This is a genomic window from Variovorax sp. 01T432 (genome assembly GCF_056398605.1).
This window is the reverse complement of sequence record NZ_JBFTPS010000128.1, coordinates 1-1,662: the sequence shown is the minus strand read 5'-3', so window position 1 is coordinate 1,662 and position 1,662 is coordinate 1. Positions and strand designations below refer to the sequence as shown.

Annotated in this window: 3 protein-coding genes; 1 reads left to right on the top strand and 2 read right to left on the bottom strand. The window is 65.2% G+C overall.

Translation table 11 applies throughout. The features are described from left to right. The first annotated feature begins 676 nt into the window (after positions 1-676). A complete protein-coding gene (locus AC1DNF_RS35555; RefSeq protein WP_478153616.1) occupies positions 677-1,381 on the top strand; it encodes an SOS response-associated peptidase in 705 nt (234 codons plus the stop codon). On the opposite strand, the gene AC1DNF_RS35550 is transcribed toward AC1DNF_RS35555, so the two are convergent. Both AC1DNF_RS35550 and AC1DNF_RS35545 read right to left on the bottom strand, forming a co-directional pair. Continuing rightward, complete coding sequence (locus AC1DNF_RS35550) at positions 1,378-1,530, bottom strand: hypothetical protein (protein ID WP_478153615.1); 153 nt, start codon at positions 1,528-1,530, stop codon at positions 1,378-1,380. The two genes, AC1DNF_RS35555 and AC1DNF_RS35550, sit on opposite strands and share 4 nt — an antisense overlap. Then, the gene (locus tag AC1DNF_RS35545) at positions 1,527-1,661 is read right to left on the bottom strand and encodes a DUF3606 domain-containing protein (protein ID WP_478153603.1); all 135 of its coding nucleotides are present in this window, start codon (positions 1,659-1,661) and stop codon (positions 1,527-1,529) included. The genes AC1DNF_RS35550 and AC1DNF_RS35545 overlap by 4 nt, the downstream gene beginning before the upstream one ends. Position 1,662 lies beyond the last annotated feature (1 nt).

Here is a 1,662-nt window from a genome sequence, read left to right as displayed (position 1 = left end):
GGCCAACGGCTGATCTGGAGACGAATACCACGCGCGAGGGAAAGGATCGGATTTCACCACAGTGACGGTACGTGCAGCGCTGGGGCTGGCCTTGATTTGGAACAAGAACGGGTCGCGTCTATTCGTATTTGTTCCTCTCCAAATGGTCGGCGGGCGCGGCGACAGCGACCTGTGGCATCCCGGCGGCGTTCCTGACGGTACCGATACTCATCGCCTGATACGCGATCGAAGAGGACTGGCTCCTGCGCTGGGTGTTTCTGGTTGGGCTGGGCGCGGCAATGCTCGGCCTCTTGGGCTGATGTCCCCGCAGATGCGGGGCCCGCCGGATCGCGCTCAGGTGCGCGCCTATTGCGAGGCCGCAGCCAGCGAAACGATCTCGCAGTACCACTCCTGCAGCACCCACGCGTTCTCCCGTCGCTCGAGCCCGATGAGTCGGAGCTCGGTTCCAAACGACGACACCACCTTCGGGTCGTATAGGCTGGGTCCGCCCTCCAGGCCACCCAGGAACAGGGTGACGACGCGCGATCATCAACTCCCTTGCGCCCGCTCAGCAGCGTGCCTTCGTAGACCGGCGCCTGCTCGTTCCAATGCAGCAGCCTGCCGCCGACTCGCCGTGTCGAAACCCTGACTTTCATACTGGATGAACATACAGTGGTGGGAGGGGCAGAATGCGCGAATGTGCAACCGCTACGAGACACCGGACGAGCGGGAAGTCGAGCGCTTCTGGCATGTCGGCCGGCCGAACCAGCCGGAGTTCTGGCCGCGGAGCGTGTTCCCTCGATCACCGGGCCCCTTCATTCGTCGCGCACGAGACGACGCCAGTTACTCGCGCGAGCTCGTCATCGGGCAGTGGGGCCTCATCCCGTGGTTTGCGAAGGAGCCGAAACTCAAGTTCTCGACTAACAACGCCCGTTCGGAAGAGGTGGTGGCCAAGGCCACCTACAAGCACCCGTGGGCGCAAGGCCAGCGCTGCATCATCCCGGCCGCCAGCTTCGACGAGCCGAACTGGGAGAGCGGGAAGAATGTCTGGTGGCAGTTCCGGCGCGCGGACGGGGCGCCGTGGGGCCTGGCCGGGCTCTGGAACGTCTGGAGGGACAAGACGACAGGGGAACAGGTCGAGTCATACACGATGCTCACGCTGAACGCCGACGCGCATCCGTTGTGGAAAGGGATGCACAAGCCCGATCCGAAGCTGGCGGCCGACAGACAGGACAAGCGCAGCGTCATCGCGATCGAGCTGGCCGACGTCGACCAGTGGCTCACAGGCACGATCGAGGAGGCGAAGAGCTTGCTGAGACTCAGCCCTGTTGAGATCTTCGTGGCGGGACCGATCATCCCACCGGGGACCCTGATCGAAGAGCTGGGGCAGGGCGCGTCCTAGTGCTCCGGCCGCTTGCGCGGGGCGGCCACGCGCGGCGCGCGCTTGATCGCCTTGCTTGTGCGGCCCTTGACCGAGTCGATGAGGCGCTGCGTAGCGTCCTTGAAGGCTGGCTCGGTGCCCAGCTTCGGCGGTGGCGTCCTGGTGGTCATTTCTTGCGCAGGTGCTCGCGCACCTTGTCGGCCGAGTGGCCCACCGCGGCCACCGCCTGGCGCAGTTCCTCCTCGGTGACGCCGAGCGACTCGGTCCAGCTGCGGATTTCGTGCTCCTCGGTGAGCGAGATG

Bases quoted from the DNA above. Each gene is read 5' to 3' on its own strand.
- AC1DNF_RS35555 (WP_478153616.1), top strand. From the start codon at position 677: ATGTGCAACCGCTACGAGACACCGGACGAGCGGGAAGTCGAGCGCTTC.
- AC1DNF_RS35550 (WP_478153615.1), bottom strand. From the start codon at position 1,530: ATGACCACCAGGACGCCACCGCCGAAGCTGGGCACCGAGCCAGCCTTC.